At 55.3% G+C, this 16,044-nt stretch carries 22 protein-coding genes; 6 read left to right on the forward strand and 16 right to left on the reverse strand.

What is annotated here, in order from left to right; genetic code table 11:
* Position 1 precedes the first annotated feature (1 nt).
* The 7 genes from P792_RS20820 to P792_RS20850 all read right to left on the reverse strand — a co-directional run bounded on the left by P792_RS20820 (position 2) and on the right by P792_RS20850 (position 4,742).
* Positions 2 to 1,204, reverse strand: coding sequence for a baseplate J/gp47 family protein (locus P792_RS20820; RefSeq protein ID WP_023977158.1), 1,203 nt, complete (start codon positions 1,202 to 1,204; stop codon positions 2 to 4).
* Entirely contained in the window at positions 1,204 to 1,551 is a 348-nt protein-coding gene (locus tag P792_RS20825; RefSeq protein WP_023977159.1) for a hypothetical protein, read from the reverse strand. The genes P792_RS20820 and P792_RS20825 overlap by 1 nt, the downstream gene beginning before the upstream one ends.
* A gap of 3 nt (positions 1,552 to 1,554) precedes the next feature.
* Positions 1,555 to 2,223 (reverse strand): Gp138 family membrane-puncturing spike protein, encoded by a 669-nt coding sequence (locus P792_RS20830; RefSeq protein ID WP_023977160.1) that lies wholly within the window; start codon positions 2,221 to 2,223, stop codon positions 1,555 to 1,557.
* Positions 2,223 to 3,194: a hypothetical protein gene (locus P792_RS20835; RefSeq protein ID WP_152530089.1), complete on the reverse strand. Its 972-nt coding sequence runs from the start codon at positions 3,192 to 3,194 to the stop codon at positions 2,223 to 2,225. Before P792_RS20835 ends, P792_RS20830 begins: the two co-directional genes overlap by 1 nt.
* Positions 3,191 to 3,511 (reverse strand): phage baseplate plug protein, encoded by a 321-nt coding sequence (locus tag P792_RS20840; protein ID WP_023977162.1) that lies wholly within the window; start codon positions 3,509 to 3,511, stop codon positions 3,191 to 3,193. The genes P792_RS20835 and P792_RS20840 overlap by 4 nt, the downstream gene beginning before the upstream one ends.
* 211 nt (positions 3,512 to 3,722) lie before the next feature.
* Positions 3,723 to 4,220 carry a hypothetical protein gene (locus P792_RS20845; protein ID WP_023977163.1) on the reverse strand — a complete coding sequence of 166 codons (498 nt, stop codon included), beginning with the start codon at positions 4,218 to 4,220 and terminating at the stop codon, positions 3,723 to 3,725.
* 6 nt (positions 4,221 to 4,226) lie between these two features.
* Positions 4,227 to 4,742: a Panacea domain-containing protein gene (locus P792_RS20850; protein WP_023977164.1), complete on the reverse strand. Its 516-nt coding sequence runs from the start codon at positions 4,740 to 4,742 to the stop codon at positions 4,227 to 4,229.
* 298 nt (positions 4,743 to 5,040) lie between these two features.
* Here P792_RS20850 and P792_RS39520 point away from each other — a divergent pair, with 298 nt between their 5' ends.
* The 3 genes from P792_RS39520 to P792_RS20860 all read left to right on the forward strand — a co-directional run bounded on the left by P792_RS39520 (position 5,041) and on the right by P792_RS20860 (position 6,510).
* Entirely contained in the window at positions 5,041 to 5,172 is a 132-nt protein-coding gene (locus P792_RS39520) for a hypothetical protein (protein WP_255345446.1), read from the forward strand.
* A gap of 312 nt (positions 5,173 to 5,484) precedes the next feature.
* Positions 5,485 to 5,949, forward strand: coding sequence for a hypothetical protein (locus tag P792_RS20855; protein WP_235075353.1), 465 nt, complete (start codon positions 5,485 to 5,487; stop codon positions 5,947 to 5,949).
* Between the two features lie 81 nt (positions 5,950 to 6,030).
* Positions 6,031 to 6,510, forward strand: coding sequence for a hypothetical protein (locus P792_RS20860; protein ID WP_023977166.1), 480 nt, complete (start codon positions 6,031 to 6,033; stop codon positions 6,508 to 6,510).
* 161 nt (positions 6,511 to 6,671) lie between these two features.
* Here the strand turns inward: P792_RS20860 and P792_RS20865 are convergent, their stop codons facing one another.
* Genes P792_RS20865 through P792_RS36850 form a run of 4 tightly spaced genes read right to left on the reverse strand, consistent with a single transcriptional unit; the run spans position 6,672 to position 8,340 of the window.
* A complete protein-coding gene (locus P792_RS20865) occupies positions 6,672 to 6,956 on the reverse strand; it encodes a hypothetical protein (protein ID WP_023977168.1) in 285 nt (94 codons plus the stop codon).
* Positions 6,953 to 7,816: a phage antirepressor N-terminal domain-containing protein gene (locus P792_RS35650; RefSeq protein WP_023977169.1), complete on the reverse strand. Its 864-nt coding sequence runs from the start codon at positions 7,814 to 7,816 to the stop codon at positions 6,953 to 6,955. The genes P792_RS20865 and P792_RS35650 overlap by 4 nt, the downstream gene beginning before the upstream one ends.
* Positions 7,813 to 8,154, reverse strand: a complete 342-nt coding sequence (locus P792_RS20880; RefSeq protein ID WP_023977170.1) for a hypothetical protein — start codon at positions 8,152 to 8,154, stop codon at positions 7,813 to 7,815. Before P792_RS20880 ends, P792_RS35650 begins: the two co-directional genes overlap by 4 nt.
* Positions 8,155 to 8,172: 18 nt before the next feature.
* Positions 8,173 to 8,340, reverse strand: a complete 168-nt coding sequence (locus P792_RS36850; RefSeq protein WP_152530090.1) for a toxin-antitoxin system HicB family antitoxin — start codon at positions 8,338 to 8,340, stop codon at positions 8,173 to 8,175.
* A 110-nt stretch (positions 8,341 to 8,450) separates the two neighbouring features.
* On the opposite strand from P792_RS36850, the gene P792_RS20885 reads away from it, so the two are divergent.
* Entirely contained in the window at positions 8,451 to 8,846 is a 396-nt protein-coding gene (locus P792_RS20885; RefSeq protein ID WP_023977172.1) for an Arc family DNA-binding protein, read from the forward strand.
* 434 nt (positions 8,847 to 9,280) lie between these two features.
* Here P792_RS20885 and P792_RS39525 read toward each other — a convergent pair whose 3' ends face one another.
* The 3 genes from P792_RS39525 to P792_RS39730 all read right to left on the reverse strand — a co-directional run bounded on the left by P792_RS39525 (position 9,281) and on the right by P792_RS39730 (position 10,429).
* A complete protein-coding gene (locus P792_RS39525) occupies positions 9,281 to 9,412 on the reverse strand; it encodes a hypothetical protein (protein ID WP_023977175.1) in 132 nt (43 codons plus the stop codon).
* Entirely contained in the window at positions 9,409 to 10,155 is a 747-nt protein-coding gene (locus tag P792_RS35655; protein ID WP_235075354.1) for a Rha family transcriptional regulator, read from the reverse strand. The genes P792_RS39525 and P792_RS35655 overlap by 4 nt, the downstream gene beginning before the upstream one ends.
* A 91-nt stretch (positions 10,156 to 10,246) precedes the next feature.
* The gene (locus tag P792_RS39730) at positions 10,247 to 10,429 is read right to left on the reverse strand and encodes a FitA-like ribbon-helix-helix domain-containing protein (protein WP_408734839.1); all 183 of its coding nucleotides are present in this window, start codon (positions 10,427 to 10,429) and stop codon (positions 10,247 to 10,249) included.
* A 103-nt stretch (positions 10,430 to 10,532) separates the two neighbouring features.
* On the opposite strand from P792_RS39730, the gene P792_RS20900 reads away from it, so the two are divergent.
* Complete coding sequence (locus tag P792_RS20900) at positions 10,533 to 10,799, forward strand: Arc family DNA-binding protein (RefSeq protein ID WP_161630786.1); 267 nt, start codon at positions 10,533 to 10,535, stop codon at positions 10,797 to 10,799.
* Between the two features lie 435 nt (positions 10,800 to 11,234).
* Complete coding sequence (locus P792_RS20905) at positions 11,235 to 12,290, forward strand: hypothetical protein (RefSeq protein ID WP_152530091.1); 1,056 nt, start codon at positions 11,235 to 11,237, stop codon at positions 12,288 to 12,290.
* A gap of 866 nt (positions 12,291 to 13,156) precedes the next feature.
* Here the strand turns inward: P792_RS20905 and P792_RS20910 are convergent.
* On the reverse strand, positions 13,157 to 13,849 hold the full coding sequence (locus tag P792_RS20910; protein WP_051395755.1) for a phage baseplate protein: 693 nt from the start codon (positions 13,847 to 13,849) through the stop codon (positions 13,157 to 13,159).
* A complete protein-coding gene (locus P792_RS35660) occupies positions 13,846 to 16,044 on the reverse strand; it encodes a phage tail tip lysozyme (RefSeq protein WP_023977181.1) in 2,199 nt (732 codons plus the stop codon). The genes P792_RS20910 and P792_RS35660 overlap by 4 nt, the downstream gene beginning before the upstream one ends.

The raw sequence follows: 16,044 nt of genomic DNA on the forward strand, positions 1-16,044 counted from the left end.
TTCAGGTGGTCCCAGATGCTACGATGTTCACGCTCGAAGTCGGACAAGAGGGCAGGGCGTTGAACGGAACAGTCACGTTATTAGTCGACATCGCTCCGCCGTTTGCGGCCATCTGTATGGAGTTCAAGTCGTAGGTTAAGCCGCCTGTTGCATCTGGTAGGGACGCCTGCGCGTAGAGACGCGTCGTATATATCGTGCTCCCAGCAGTCTGCGCTTCGATATAAGCCGAGATTTGAGCAGCTATCATGCTGCCTATCGCGTCTGTGTAACCGGAGAGGGCTGTAAGATTTACCTGGACAGCGAGAGGATAGGGAGTCGGGCGAAAGAAATTGATTGTCCTGCTGATGCCGGCGCTGTCGGTTATCGTTTCTGTTGTCGTACCGTAGGTAGGCGTCCCCATGGTTTTTTTGTTGGCGATAATCGTCGCTATCGCTGAGGCATCTCCACCCTCAACGACAATGGCTATGCTATTTGCCGGAATGCCATTGCTGTCTGTCTTCGCGGTATCGTTCTCGTACCCTTCGGCTACTGAAACGCCAGGAAGGGCAAGAAGGGCACCCAATAGCCCATCCATAACCGTTTGACTGGGAAGCATTGTGCTGGATGCCTGCTGAACCCTTAGGGAAGCATCGGTTTGAGCCGGGGTGCCAGGAGCGGACGCCGAAACATTCGTGACATTTGACCAACCCAACGTAGGTGTATTGATGATCGTCAGTGTGCCGGGACCGAGCGAAATTGCACCAACTGTGGTGCAGGTGGCCGTCACGGTTGCTGAGCCAGAAGACGGAACTACCACAACGGTTGGGAGCGACCATGTGTATCCAAAGATGGTATCTCGCACACTTCCGCCTGAAATAGTCTTGCCGACCGTTCCGGTGATGACGACGTCGCAAGTAGAGAAGCTCGGCACTGATCTCGTCAGCCCATTGATCTTGACTATGGAAGATAGCCCCGCGCCCTGTGCCGTGGCTGGCGAAAAGCTGTTGAATGCTGCTATCATTGAGGCGTTGGAGGCATTGATGGCCTGGGCAATGATGCCAATCCACTGGCCGTCCTGCGTGCTGTTGTCGAGCACGACATCAGATCCGAAAATTCCCTGATAGAGTGCAGCCAAGCGCGCAAAGATGGTTTCATAATCGGGCGCGCTGATCCCTTGAGCGCTCACAGTGCATGCGAGCTGCGAGATGTTTGAGATGGAAGCCATCAGGTGCCCGTCGATATATTGGTGCTGCCATACAATGTCTGCACCGTTGCTGAGATTGTCAGAACGCGATTGACTAGCGTGCTGCGGTAAGAGGCGATTGCTTGTACCCCTGGAGTGTCTAGAATGCGCTCTTGAATGACTGAGTCGTATGTGGGGGTGGTTCCACGCCCTAGGACTTGCGTGGACCATGGCACGCCACCAGAGGTATCCGCGAACCATTCGCCCAGCCACAGTTTCAAGCGGGTTTCGACTAACTGCCCGACCGCAGCGGCGGTGTTCTGCTCAAACGCGGCTTGACCGATGCCGAACTGCATATCGCCGTTGGCATCCATCATTCGCAGGCGCATGAACTACTCCGGCTTTTGTGTCGTTGCACTGCCTGACTGCACGCCAGGATGAACATGGCCCGACAGGGAGATGCCTTTGGCTAGGACATCGCTATCTGAGGAAACTGTGCCGCCGCTTACGGTCAATCCGGATGAGGTAAGCCGCATAACGCAGCTGCCAACCGTCATCGTAATCGCATCGTTCTGGAGGTCGATGACCGCGCCTCCATCATCCGAACGCAGTTGAGCGCCCTGCTCTGAAATGCCCGCCAACGGGCGGGCAGAGCTCGTCAGCCCAACGAAGGCTATCCCGTCAGAGAGATCGTGCTGTCGAAGATCATAGGGCGTCTGTCCCTTTCCGCTTTGCCACCAGTCGTCGATGGACCTTGACGCGAAGATGACCAGACATTCGTCTCCTTGTTTTACAGGAAACGTAAGGCTGAATCCGCCCCCCCTTGGGAAGTAAAGCGGGCAGTGGGGAAGGCCGGGCAGATCGTGAGAACTTATCGACCCATCATCGGCTACCGCGGTTCCTTTTGCCGCAAGGGCGACCGAGGCGTAGGGGGCGCCATTGTCGAACGTAACCCCCTGAATTATGCCCGGTAGCGCCGTCCACATGCGCGCCTGGAGGCTGTCCAGCCATATCCGCGCCTCTTCTTCTCTGTCGGAATAACGCTCTCGGATATCGGTCATCAGAACGCTCCCAACAACGAACGCGATTGAACCGCCGACACGTCGGTCGCTATGCAGGTTATGGTAGAATACCAAGGGTCGCCGCGCGTATCCCCGATATGTTCCACGAAAACAACACTGTAAGATCCGGTCGGCGAGATGCCCATAACGGTCCGGCGTGTGACTCCATTGTCAGTGGTGTACTCAAAATTTCCACCGTCGGTCGCCCCGTATGAGAGGTCCGCTTGCTGCCCTAAAACCAGACTGTCGTTTAGCGTCACATTCACGCCAACTTGCAGATCCGGGTTTAGAAGGCATGTCGCCTGTACGCCGCCGGGAACTTGCACTGGAATGCCGACCAACCCAGACTTTGGTGTCAATGCGATGCTTTTGCCGCCTCCGCCTTTTTGCATTGCGGTGATCTGATTGAAATTTAATGCCCCATCCGACACATTCCAGGCGCTGCCCGTACTTGTTCCAGCAACGCGGCAAATGTCGCGCGTCATACCGTACATCACTTTGGGGCGCGCTCCCGATCCAGATATGTCAGGGAAAGCGCCTGCGGCGATGTTATCGTCAGCCATATCTGTCACGGCCTGCGACTGGACGTCTTTCCATTGCCACCCCGGGGCAAGAACCTGCTGGGTCGTGGCGGTGGCGTAAGATTGTTCATTGCTGGATGCAAAGATATCAATAAACGTGTCCACCGGGTTTTCACGCCCGTGTCGGGTCTGAGCAATCGTTCCCGAGAATATCGTGGCGGCATTGCCCTGATAGCCCGCGGATAATACCACTCGGGTGAATTGCTTTTCGATAGCCTGTATGGTCGATGGGCTGGGATTATAGACTCTTGCTTGCAAGACGCGTGGCGTTTGCTGAGTGCCGTGAGTGATCTGAAAAGTCACCCGCAATGCAGACAACTCTATACCTGATCCGGACTGCCCAGCTACTTGCAGCGAGCAGACGCGCAAGTACTGCCGAGTACCGCTCATGACGTAACTGCCAAATATAGATGTGACGCGACGCCCAGATCAGAAAAGGTGGGCACCGCACCTGAATCGCCGTCGGTTACAAGATACAAGCTCACTCCCAAGCCCAGATAGGCATATTGAGCGAGGAGATCAGCACCGGTTACGAGGGGAATACCCAACACGATCGGATTGGCTGACGTGTCATATATGTCGAGCAGCCAGCCGCCTTGGTCGACGTTCTGGAAGGTGAACCGCAGGCTGTAGGTCGAGCCGTTGAAATCCGTCGAGAACGATTGCGGCGCGCTAACGAGCGGCACTTCATAGAAGGACGTCGCCATAGGCATACCACGCATTTTTGGGAGACTAGGGTTAGATAACCCGCTGCTTGACCAAAGTACAGAGTTATATCGCGTTTGCAGGATCAGCCCGTTGCGCGGGCCCGGGGCTCCAAAACGAAAAAGCCCCCAGGGCGAACCATGGGGGCGTCAGTCTGGCATCAGACCAGATCACAGTAGGGAGTTTGGTCAAGCGAGGCAAGGAGAAGGGGGGTTAAGGGCGTTGCTTTGCCGCCTCCTTTTCCGCTTTTTTCTCAGGCTTAGGTTTGAAAAGTCCGCGCAGGATGATTGCCACTAGGCCCAAAGCACTCGCCGCCGTACTACCGATAAGAGTGGTGAGAGATGTATTATTTATATGAAATCCGTCAAGATGTTGCTTGAAGTGGAAAGAGGATCCAATATTGAGATGCAGATCGAGTTTTGGAGAAAACCCTTGTAAGAATATTATAACTAAGCAGGCTGCGGAGAAGAACCAGAGGTAGAGTATGATCTGGTCGCTAAACCTCTGCTTTATAGCCATTTCTTGTCTTGATGCGGCTATTTTTGCTTCTTTTTTGAGGTTCTTGTAATACTCGCGTTTATCTCTCTCAAGTTGCTCTTCCTCCTTTACGGCGTTGCGCGCATCTTCGCTTTCCGTATCAGAGGAAGACTCCTCAATTTCGGGGGAGGGGTCGATAAGCCGACTTAGAAATTCCTCAAAGTTATCGGCCACGCGAACTCACTTGGCCTCGGCTCTTTCGAGATTAGTTCTTACCAACTCGTCGTAGTGTTCCTGGATCACCCCATTGTCGATAGGATGATAAAAGCCATGGACGTCTTTCGTCTTTGTCCAAGGCGTATTGTCTTGGTGAGTAATTTGCGAGAGTTTGAAGCCGCTGAAAGTGCGGTATTTCTCCCAAACGACGTCCAATAGGGCTTTTTCGTGGGCGGTTAGGTTTGTTGCCGCGATGACCTCTAAGTCATCGGCGTCGCCGCTTGGAACCGTCACTGAAATCGGCTCAGAGACAGCCCCTGCACCGTATTTCCTTAATGCTTGGTAGAGTTCTGGGTATACTGGTCCATATGGCCACGCTGCGGGTTGAGTTCCGATAAGCGGCGCTTTGAGAAGGGATAATCCCCATCCGTGCGCGATATAGGGAAGTTTCTGGAGCTGCATATTTGTGAGGGCTCGGCCTTCAGCATTTGCCCGCTGGAGAAACTCGTTTGCTATCGCTTTGACATTGTGGTTCGGCATCACACACCCCCCTTCACGCGGGGATTATGGTTGAACACGTTGGACATGCTCTTTCCTCCGGCTAGGGTTTAAACGGGATCGGCGTTCGCACAAACGCGAACACACCTCGCACGTCGAGGGCCGCGTCGCTTGTTTCCGATCTATCGCTGATATGGGCGTATGTTTCCATTTTGGCAAATGAATTCACTGATTCGAATTGGACAAAATAGCAACATCGTTGGAAATGCAGGTTTTCACGCAGTTAACGGAACTCCTGCGCCTCGCCTGACTTGAGTCATTTCACCTCTGGAAAACGACGATGACAAACAAGCCGAACCCAGCCAAGCCGGGGAGCGACGAGCCATTTGAGCCGTATCCCGACACGAGCCCGCAGCAGGATGACGCGCCTGAACACCCCGATCATCCCGAGGACGGAGGAAAGCCCAAATGACCTCGAAACCAACACCGACATACGACCCCAGCCATCCGGCACCTGAGCCCAAACCGGGCGAGAACGCGCCGCTTCCGGATGCGCCCGAGAACCCGACGAACTGATTGATAAGCCATGGGTTTCATGCGTGTTCGCCGCTTTTGATACGTATGAAATCCCTCGCGCGTGTGCTACATCATAAAATAATAATATCAAAGATCCATGAGTAAATTCCCAACAAATTGAGTGGCGTCGCGCACCAAGAAGAGATAAGCCAAATCATCTAGCCAAAAACCACGATTAACTCTGAGCTAGAATGAAAAGTGGGCAATCATGCATTTCCCAGAAATACGGCTCCTATCTCAAATTTCTTTTGCTATAGCTAGCGTAATTCTGATCTTACTGGCCGGACTTTTGGTCGTATTTGGCCTATATGATCTCATACGTAGTCTATCCACCTCATGGAACAGCGGGCGAGACGCTGTATTGCAGGCAATCAGCTATGTTGTCATAGCAATGGCAGTTTTTGACGTCGCCAAATATTTTGTAGAGGAAGAAGTCGTAAAGCCAACGCCCCACAAAAGCGTTGGGGAGGCAAGAACCAGCCTGACAAAATTTGTTACTACCATAACAATAGCAACCTTCATCGAGGGCCTTGTCGGTATTTTCGATATTGGTCGAGCTGGATATAATTCTATACTATATCCGGCAGCAATACTTTTGGTGGCGTCCTTTATTGTTCTCACTATGGGCGTATATCACTGGCTTATCTCTCCACGGGAAATGGGACGCGGTTAAAGCCAACCCACCTCCTTCGGCTGAGAAGCCGCTTTCTCCAAGCGCCAAATTGAAGCTCGGAGCCTCGAGAGCGAGATAGATATGACAATGTTTGAATTTAGCCTCGTTGCATCTCAATTAGAACGAGGAACTGTTGATCTTGAGGATCATTTTGCGGCGTCCGGGTGTTCGGATGCGCTGATCTCGTTTCGCAAAGGTCACATCGTACTGAAATTCGTCCGCGTCGCCGATACCCTTGAGCGCGCAATAAATGCTGCAATTGCAGATGCCCGAAGCGCAGGAGCGCTCATAAAACGCGTCGAACCGGAGTCATTGGTGAGTATCACAGACATCGCTCTGCGAACCGGACTCACAAAGGATTCGTTAATCATTTGGTCGTCAAATAAGGCGGCGTCTGGTTTCCCCGGGCCATCGTATAGGTTGACCTCATCCATGCCGTTGTGGGAGTGGCGGGACGTGGCTTGCTGGATGGTGCAAAATGGAAATATGCACCCCTCGGAACTTATACACGCTGAAACTATCCGCCGTGTGAACATGCGCTTGCAACGAGAGATGACATGAGTGCGCCCGTTGTTTGCCAGCAAGAGTGAGAGCCGAGGTAGAATCGAGGTAGCGCTCGGATTTGTCTTTATCAGCCTGCAAAACGCCCCCGCGGATGACACGGGGGCGAATGTCTACCACAGACGCCTCACGATAGCGTGAGGAACGGGGCAGGGCAACCGTTACGCGAGGGCAGGGCGCTTTCTGGCGCTGATCGTTCTTTCCACATTTTGAAGCCGGGTCAGAACTTCCGTCTCTTCTCTGATCTCTAACACGTCAAGATCGCGCCATGCCTGCATAATCGCCTGAGCGCCAAGCTTGAGCCGTTCGCGCTGGATATCGGCCTGGCTAACGTCTCCCTGCGTTATGGCGAGACCAGCATGAAGCGCAGACCCGATGTTCCGGCCCACCTCTTCCGCGCTCATGCGCTGCGGACAGGTTTGCGCGAATACCGCCAGCGCGCTCATGACGCTGCCTCCTTCGGGCGGGAGAAAGGGCGCGGCGACAATTCCGTCCGGCCTTTCTTCCCCTTGGGGGCAAGAGTGCCTTGCCCGGTCATCTTGTCCATGTGGACGCGGATCATTTCTGCGCCTTCGAATTGCATCCATCGAGGAACGGCATCAACGTGGAACAAGTGCCGTTCCTGATCCCTGCTATGCCGGATGCTGCCACCCAGATCGTTCCTGAGCAGCCAGTTCACGCACCGACGCGACATATTGCGGATGAGGCCGCCTCGGCCCTTTTGCAGTACCCCGGCGTTTTCAACGAAGAAGCGCATGGGGCGGTAATCTGTGGTGAAGCCCGCCGATGGGTCATACGCAGTCATCGCGGTTTCTAAGCGCTCGACCAGCGTAGCAAGGCGTGCCTCTTGCGCGTCCATTCGGGCGGTGACCGGCAGCAAAGCGCGAGTGATCACGGCTTTCGTGATGCCGCCGTGTTCGCTGCGGGTTAGGTGATCGCCAGCTGCGATGACCTTGCCGAAAAAGTGGTTGAACAGCACTCGGGCGCATTCGGTCTGATAACGAATGACCGTTGCCCGTACCTCATCCTTCAGGCGGTCGGGATGGATGGTGGCGAGCCAGAAGTTCAGAAGGTCAAGGGAGAGGCAGGTGCCGTCCTGTTCACCTCCGTCTGAAGGTATGGCTGTAACAGCCACACCTTTGGAGAGGACGGGATGAGCGTTCAGCTTTTTGCGCTGAAAGCTCCAATCCAGCCCCATACTCTCAACGATGGGCTTCATCGCAACGAGAGTGTTCTCAGGCCGGTCGCCCGCGATTGCTACGAGTTTTGCGCCATGAAAGTCGATGGTGGTGAGAGCGTTGGTCATGCCACGCCTCCTTCGCCGCGCAAGGCAGGAAAGAGAGCTTTCAGCCTTTCGCGAGCGGTGCCCCCATAGAAAATTTCGTGCGCGTCCCGAGAGTCATCGTCGAGCACTTCGAGCATATCTCCAGCGATTTGGAGCATCTCATCTCGCGACGGCGGGTTCTGTACGCGACGCATATCGACCACGCTATCCCACATCAGGCCAATCACTGTGCATTGGTCAGATGCGAGCTTCTCCAGATCTTCACGGGAAAGCGCCTTGATCGCTTCTCTGAAATCGATCTCAACGGTGTTGAAAATCGTTTTTGCGCCATCAGGCGTGTTTGTGCTATCTGCAGTCATCGCAGTGTCCTTTCAGGGTCATTGTTCAGAGGCGACGGGGCTGCTTTCCACGGCCGGACCCGTCGCCTTTTCCTTTTCCATTTCCTGCCGAAGCAGAAAGACGATGTATCCGTTCATCGTTCGCTCCTGACGTTTCGCCGACGCTTTAACGTGTCGATGAAGCTCCAGCGGAAGGCGGATTTTCATTTGGGGGTCTGCGTGTTTCACATGGATGCCTCATGGTTCATTGGTGAACCACATTATATAGACATGACGAATCGCTGGACGCAAGAGAAAAAGTGGTCCACTCACAAACCATGAGTGCAAAAGATCCCCAGATGAAGCTGCGCCTACCTAGCGCGATTAAGGACGAGATCGAGCGCATCTCGTCTGATACGGGTCGATCAATGAATGCAGAGATCGTTCGGCGACTTGAGTGGGTGCTCGGATCCGGCAGTAGGTATTATGAGATCGACGGGCCGGATTATCCTGAACATTGGAGATCCCAGGCAGAGCAACAACATCCGAACTTGTATGGGTCTAAGTACAGGGCCGAAGATTTTCCTGATGATCAGACATCCAGTGATGGTCTTGATGCCGTTGAGCGTGCCCTCATTCGCATGTGGCGCGCAATGAATGATGGCGAGCGTAATGCTCTAGCAGTGGTTGCCGAGCAACTAGCCGATAAGGCGCGACATGGGGATGTAAGTTGATCCAAAATCGATATGGGGCGGGAAAGGAAATACATGACCGACGCGCGGAAAAAGCTCGTCCACAACGAGACCACTAAGCTGCGGGCCAACGCTGTAAACACAGTCGCAACTTACGCGTTGACTGCTGGGGTGGTGTCCCCGATCTTGTCGCTCACAATCTCATCGCCATCTCAGGTTCAGCGCCTTATAATCTTGGCTGCTGGCACCCTGTCAGCGGTCGCGGCGTTCGGGCTCTATTGGGTCGCAGGAGCCTTGTTGAAAGGTCTAGAGGAATGAACATGCTGGCATTTGCATTGAGCGTCTTCTTCATCCCCGTGGCATTCGGTTTGGCAGGTCTGGGCCTTTACGCCATGGGGCGCAAGGGTATCTGAGCGCACTTTCTTGAGCCGGGAAAGCGTCAGTAAGAAAGCCGCCCTGAATGGGCGGCTCCTCAGTCACGAGAAGGCGGTGCGCTTCTCCGGGCCGATCTTCTCCTCTATCCGCGCGCGTTCAAAATCTAGAGCGGCACGATGAAATAGCCCTTCCATCCGCTCAAGCAGAACGCGCTCTTCCTGCATCTCCGTCATGTAACGGTCTCCCTGGAGGGTGCAAAAGGGCGCAGACGCTTCACGATCCGGTTGGACCATTTCAGGGTCGCTTGTGACCCCTTGCCACCCTTACGCGTCGTGTCGAACATGCGTCCGAAGGGTGCGCCCTTCTCCGTGGCTTGATAATCCGAGCCCGATGACGATGCCTGGACCTTGACCTGATAGCCCTCAACAATGAGCAGCTTGTTCACGGCCATGGCGCTGAGGCCGATCTCTTTCCCGATCTCGGTTGCCGTCAGGTAGGCGTCATTGTTCGGCGCTGCGATGGATGTGACGCCCATGATCTCCAGCGGATTGACGCCTGTCATGTTGAATGTGCCACGCGCTGCGTGGAGACACTGCTGGTTCTCGTCGAAGCCGGGGAGGGTTCGGGCGATCTTGAGAAGGCGCGTATAGGTCGTGTCGAAGGATGGCTTGCGGGGACGTTTGGGTGCCTCCTTAACGGAGGTGCCTTTGCCGCTCTCTAACTCCATCCAACGTTGCACTACTCGGAGGCGGAGGGCCGCATCATAGCCAAGAACGAGATTGTAGGTCAGATCTTGGTCAAGGTCGAACGACGAGGTATAGCCACGCGCATCTTTATACCTGACATAACCCATTGATTTTGCTTGATGGCTCAGATCTGATCCATCCTTGTGGATGGCATCGATCATGATAACGATGTCGCGGATGACATTCTTATGCGTCTTGCCAGTCAGCGCGGCGATCTCACGTGACGACATGGTAGGCTTCCCGCTCAATGATGGAGCGTTGGTGCTGGAAATTGCAGGCGTGCTTATGATATCAACGGTCATAGCCATTGTTCCTTCTAGTTCACTGGTGAGAGGCGTCGGAATTGCTGCCAGGCTGGTCCGACGCCTTTTCTGTTTGGAGAATATTCCGCAAAATCGAAGTCAACTCTCCGTTTGCAGATCTGTCATTCTGTGCTGCACGAACCTTTAGGGCCCGTAACAGCGCACGATCGACACGGATTGTGAGAGATGCTGTGTCTGCCATATGCTCCTCGTGTGTGCGCCTATTATGAACGCACTCCCTTCTTACGGTGCGCCCAAAATGGATGCAAGTGGAATGTGCGCCTAAAATGGATTATTGCGTGGGAATGTCTGAAGAACGTCTTTCCGTCTCGATTCGCATGACGCGAGATCTCACGCAGCGCCTCAAGCAAGCCGCGAACGACCGTTCCCACTCGATGAACGCTGAGATCGTGCAAAGGCTTGAGTCTTCGTTTTTGGACGATAGCGCCCCTATGACGCCACAGGATTTGGATGACGCGTTCCTAGATGCTGCCGAAATGTATATAATATCGGCAGATGATGAGGCTGTTATGAGATTGCTCGGCAAGAGATTTACCTATCGCCGAAAGTAAGTCAGTGTAGGCGCTCACAACATACCCTTGGCGGGCATTATTCCATGTGACCGGTCGATGAGAGAATCTCGGCCAATACTTGTGTATGGATCACAAGGTTCGAGCCCCAAGCGTCCGAAATTCGGACGGTTGATGGGGCGCATCTAAAAGACTGCAATCACCTTGGTCGATCTCTATGTCGCGCCGCCGGGTTTAGCTCAGCGGCGCGACGGCCTTCTAGGAAGGTCTTAGATGCTGATCTGCCTTGCGGCTAGAGAGCAGCGCACGGGAGTAAGATCACCGCCTGGAAACTCGTTGTCAATGATCGCGGACTGGCGAGTAAGCGCGTCTGACTCTGAGGCATGCACTCGCGAGCGAGCGATAAGCAATGCGATTTCGAGTGTTCATTTTGAACGGGGTCTGCTACTGTTCAAATTGAACATATGGGAAATACCAGTGACAGCTTCCGAAAAAATCAACATCGAACGCTTGCGCGCGATCTGGGCGTTGGTGGTGTCCGGAAGCACGGAGGGTGAGCGTGACAACGCGCGAGGTCACGCCGAGAAGCTGCTCAAGCGGCACGGGCACTCGCTCTCTGATGTTCCTAAGCTTCTCAAACGCAAAGGCACTCGCCGAAAGGCAACGACGCCGCCCGATTGGTATGATCAGTGGGAAGACCAGGTGCGCCGCGAGAAGGAGGATCTACAACGTCGGGAAGAAGAGGCGCGCGAGGCTGAAAGGAAATCTTGGCATGCGAAGTGGCAGGCTGAGCATGAGGCCGAATACGAAGAGATTCTTGCCCGATTTGGCTCCTCAGAGCAGGTGTTCAAATTGAACGCAATGGAAGAGGCGATCTTAGAAAGCGTCAAGCCATGGCGCTTTGTCGATAAGACAAGCCATCCGGGATACGAATTCGTCAATTGGCGGGGCCGCCCCAGAGGAGACTTGGGCGATTGGGCCGATGACATCTTGGACGCAATCAAGGGCGCCGTCCCAATGCCACAAACGTTGGCGGAGGCAATGGCAGAGGCGGATGTTTGGGATGCGCTCGGGCACGCCCGGTGGCTAGTATCAAAATATGAGACGGGGGAAGCTATTGAGGAAACGTTTGAGCCGCCAGTCAGTCAGCGCAATTGGCTCATCAGAGACCTGGCCGATCGCGATATGCCTGCGGAGACCCTAGATGACGTAATCCACCGTACTCGAAGGCTTGCCAATAGGGGATACCGCGACGATTACGAACTTGAATTGCTCCTTGCTGATTTAATGCGAGTGCGGAGCGCGAGTGCCGCCGGTAAGGTTGAGGATCTAGAGAACCGACAACGGGAGGATGTTCAAAATGAACATCCAAGGCCGCCCCTCAGCGCGCGAGAGAGGCGCGTTCAAATTGAACGAATTCTTCAAACGGAAAAAGGGAGGGCAATGTCTCTGAGGCAGATCGCTCGTATGTTCGGCGCGTCACCAGCAACAGTGCTTTCCATCAGAAACAAGATCGAACAGAGCGCCCCCTGAGGGCGCAGTCCCTCATCTTGTCTCGCTCCCCGGCACTGTTGCTGATACGGTTGCGGCCTTCTCTGTCGGCTGGAGCGCACATGAAACGTCGCCTACTGAGTCTCGCTTTGGGGCTATCTTTCTGCATCTCGCTTGCCGCGCACGGGCAGGGATACCAGACGCCTCCGACGCCCTTGTCGGGCTCTCCGTCGCTCTCTCCCTGGGCGCTCGGTATGGTTCCCTCGAACGTTTATAGCGCAGCTCATTCGGTCACAGGCGATCCGATCGTTGATGCGATGCCGATGCCTGCCGGTGTTTCCGTCCCTGACCCATCTCACGCCTTTCCCAAGGTTGACATCAAGGCGGCTTGCTCGGGCATGCCTAGTCAGAGGCAATATGCTATATGCATGAACACTGAAACGACGCTGCGAGGCGAGTTGTCGCAGCGATGGAGCCGAACATCTGCGGCGGCGCGGCTGGACTGCCAGGAAAAGGCGAAATCGCGCGGGTTTGCACTTTATTACACGTCTTTAGCGACGTGCATCATATCTGAAGGCCGGGCGCTGGAGCAGAAGCAGGCCCAGAAAGAGTACGACGACCGGCATGGCGCGTACCGCGGGGCGCCGAGCAAGCCCGCGTATCCGGAGGAAGCCCTCGAAGACAGGGTGTCAGGATATGTCCAAACATCCTGCAATATGGCTCAAGGGAACGATCGTTTGTGGCGGGCAAAGGCGTGTCGCGTCCTGTCTTCAAGTGGGCGGCGGGATTTTGAGCAAAGCGTGTTGGATGCAATGTCCAGATCAACTTGGTCAGACGATCAGTTGCCTAGCACTATAGATAGCGGTGGGAATATGGTGACGACCAACACTTTTTCAACGAACTAGTCGTTAGCGGCTTGCCAAACCGGAGACACCACCGAAGACGACGCTGAGAAGACTCTGCGGCGGGTTAGCGACCGGTATCAGCGCCCGAGTTCCGCCTTTTTGCACGGACGCTGTATCCGCCGGGTTCTTCTGATTTTCCAGCGCTCCAACACTCGCAGTTTGAGTGTTCACAATGAACACCTCCACACACCGGCATGTCACAAACATCGAATACGCGGTGTCTGCGGTCGTCTCGGTGCTGACCTCCGCGATCAGCATATTTTTGTAGAGACGCTTGCCCGTGACGATGGTGCAGAGCTGACGAGATTCCTGGAGCTGCAGGAGCGTCTGATAGACCTGCCTGACATAGCCCTCGCCGAAGTTGTCCATCAACCCGGTGATTGATGTTGAGTCGGTAAAGTCCGAAGTGAGCGCCTGAATGCTGCTATTGGACCAACCGTATTCGAGCTCAAGCTCAGCTGGCAGCTTGTACGCGTGGTCCGTGATCGCGGCCCCTTTCTGGACTGGCTGCGCTGTTATCCCAAGGGCATCACGATGCCGCTCCCTGATGGCGAGGTCAGGGATCACGGTGATTGGAGACACCGGGTTCCCTTTCTCATCATTGACGTCTCCAGCGCCGGTGATCGAGCGGCTCCCCGTGAAGAGAAGGGAGGCCAACCCGAAGGCGGATCCGATTGCTGAGATTGCTTCACTCACATGAGCCTCGTTTTCGCATTGCGGACAAGATTTGCACTCGCCTGGTTCTGAACGCGCAGGATGGATTGCCCTGTCTGCTCAGGATTATGCGAGCCGTTGACCGTGATGTGGTTGGTTTGAGTGACCGTTACTGGTTGCCCCGTGGATTGATTGGCAGGGGGCGCCGCGTTTTGGCCCTGGGGGATATTCGCGGTCACCGATATGGGTTTTCCGTCACTGCCTCCCGTTACAACATATCGGCTGTCCATCGCACGCGCGTAGGCAATGCGACGATCGAAGCCCAGATCTCCAGGGTTTTCGCCTGACCGCTCTATATTTTGCGCGAAGAACCCGGTGGCTGCCTCCAGCCCGCTAGTCTCCATAAAGCGCTTGCCAGCGCCCTTTTCCCCGCCCTGACGCATCTCCCAAACGAGAGCTTTTAGCTGGTCGATGTAGCCCGCCTTGGTGACATCTATGCCTGTGCCCGCAAGGATTGCTTTCTGACGTGGCTCATCCCATTGAGCAAGGCCAGCGTGGCTGCCATTGCGAGCGCTGGTGTTAAGCCCGCTTTCCTGCTGAAGGTTGCCGAGGACCGCTAGGGCATGCGTTCGGTCGAATCCCTGCCCGAGCAAATAAGCTAGGCCGCTTTCTGCTCGCTGGGGGATGCCAACCATCCCGCCATAATCGCCCAGCATATTTCCTGTGGCGTCCTGGTCGATGAGGGCTTGTTTATGAAACTCCCTGTAGGCGTCGCGCACATCGGATCCCACTTTACGAAAGTTGCCGTGCAGCAGGTCGTCGAATGCCTTTGCTGTGCCGTTTACGAGCGCCACGATCTGCTTGAATGTGGTCGCCAGTTCAGTCCGCATAAAGCGATTGAATGGTGCCAGCCAGCGCTGAGCGCGGGGCCACATGTCATCGAAGAGCACACCAATCTGATGCAGGGCATCCATTGCGGCGTCGATGCCGGGCTTCCACTGCGCCCAATCGATCAGGGATGTCCCGCCTGCCTTCCACGTCTTGTAGTCGTCGTAGAGGGCTATGATTGCTCCACCGATCGCGAGCAAGCGTCCGAGCGGCGTTGCGAGGAAGCCTCTATTGAGCAGCCTCCAGGCAGCCCCCAGCGCGCCGATGGTCACGATCCACGTGCGCGTGCTCTGATCGAGGTTGTTGAAATGGTCCCACAGGTCAGAGAGGATACCGACGCCGCGCCCGAAAAGCTGAGCTAGGGCGTCTCCGAGGGCCAGAATGAAGCGCGTTGCGCGCACGATGATATCGGTTATGCGGTCGAAGTTCTCGAGCATGAGCTTGCGGAACCGGACGATATCACCCCCGACGCCTCGCTCGAGCGAAATGGCAACCTTGTCGCGCAGCGCCTGAAAAACGAGGCCAAGCGAGCGAAGCTGCTGCATGAACGTCGCTGACGAGCGCGCCGCCTGGTTCTGATCGACGCCCGCCCGTCGGTAGATGTCTCGATATTCGCTGCCGAACTGCCCAAGCCCGCGCCGCATGGCTTGAAGCGTGTTTTCATCGATGCCCAGAACCCCGGCCTGGGCTTTAGCTTGGTAGTAGGGCTCCGCCTGGAACTGCTTCGCCAGATCCTGCATAACATCGGCTGTATCGCGCAGCTCACCGTGCGTGTCGCGGGTCTGAACGCCCAGGCGTGCGATGAATGATTCGCCACCCGGGTTAGAGCGCAGGAAGTTGCCCATGGCCTGCAAGCTGCCGCGAGCGGCCTCTGCGCTGCCTCCCATCTGTCCGACCGCGTAGGAGAAAGACTGCATGCCCGATACGCTGGACATCGCAATCTGAGACTCGTACCCGAGCCGCGAATATGCTGAAGCGGTTTTGAAAACCGCTGCCGATTCAGCAAGGAACGCCGCGCCAGCGGATAGGGCAATACGCTGCCCGATCACCATCATCTGGTTAGCCGCTTCTCCCGCCTTCGTGAGAAAAGAGGATTTTTTGCTAGTCTGTTCGACTGCGGTGCCTACCTTGGAGAGCGCATCGCGATACAAATGCGCCGCACCTGATGCGGACGTCAGTTGCTCGTGAATGTCAATCAGAACTTCGGCAAGTATTTTGAGAGTGTCGCCGAGGCTGGTTGCGGCTTGGTCTGCCCCTTTCAGCGAGTTTTGAAAGCGCTTTTGCCCAGTCTGATCTACTGTCCAGCCAAGGCTAACCAGAAATTCCCGCATCACACCGGCTTCGGCCAT

This window comes from Asaia sp. SF2.1 (assembly GCF_000505765.1).
Lineage (GTDB): Bacteria > Pseudomonadota > Alphaproteobacteria > Acetobacterales > Acetobacteraceae > Asaia > Asaia bogorensis.